Consider the following 874-nt stretch of genomic DNA (forward strand, 5'->3'; position numbering starts at 1 on the left):
GATCACGCCATAGATGAAGATCAGCACGGCGAAACCCGAGATGTAGGAACCGATCGACGACACCAGGTTCCAGCCGGCAAAGGCATCGGGGTAGTCGATGTAGCGGCGCGGCATGCCCGACAGGCCGAGGAAGTGCTGCGGGAAGAAGATCAGGTTCACGCCGATGAAGGTCACCCAGAAGTGCAGCTTGGCGATGGTCTCCGAGTACATGTAGCCGAACATCTTCGGGAACCAGTAGTACCAGCCCGCGAAGATCGCGAACACGGCGCCCAGCGACAGCACGTAGTGGAAGTGCGCGACGACGTAATAGGTGTCCTGCAGTTGGATGTCGATCGGGGCTACGGCCAGGATCAGGCCCGTGAACCCGCCCACCGTAAACACGAAGATGAAGCCAATGGCAAACAGCATCGGCGTCTCGAACGTCATCGAGCCGCGCAACATCGTGGCCACCCAGTTGAAGATCTTCACACCGGTCGGCACCGCGATCAGCATCGTCGCGTACATGAAGAACAGCTGACCCGTGACGGGCATGCCGGTCGTGAACATGTGGTGCGCCCACACGATGAACGACAGGATGGCGATCGACGCCGTGGCGTACACCATCGAGCTGTAGCCGAACAGGGGCTTGCGCGCGAAGGCCGGCACGATCTGGCTGATGATGCCGAACGCCGGCAAGATCATGATGTACACCTCGGGGTGCCCGAAGAACCAGAACAGGTGCTGGAACAGCAGCGGGCTGCCGCCGGCATGCTGGAGTGTTTGTCCCATCGACACCACCGCCGGCATGAAGAAGCTGGTGCCCAGCGTCTTGTCGAGCAGCATCATGATGGCCGACACAAACAGCGCGGGAAACGCCAGCAGCGCCAGCACGGTC

General features: G+C 61.0%; 1 protein-coding gene. It reads right to left on the minus strand.

The annotated features are described in order from the left end of the window. Window positions 1-874 (minus strand): cbb3-type cytochrome c oxidase subunit I (locus tag D1614_RS27900; RefSeq protein WP_175579304.1); only part of this gene is annotated, 874 nt, incomplete at both ends.

The organism is Maribellus luteus (assembly GCF_003576475.1).
GTDB lineage: Bacteria > Bacteroidota > Bacteroidia > Bacteroidales > Prolixibacteraceae > Draconibacterium > Draconibacterium luteum.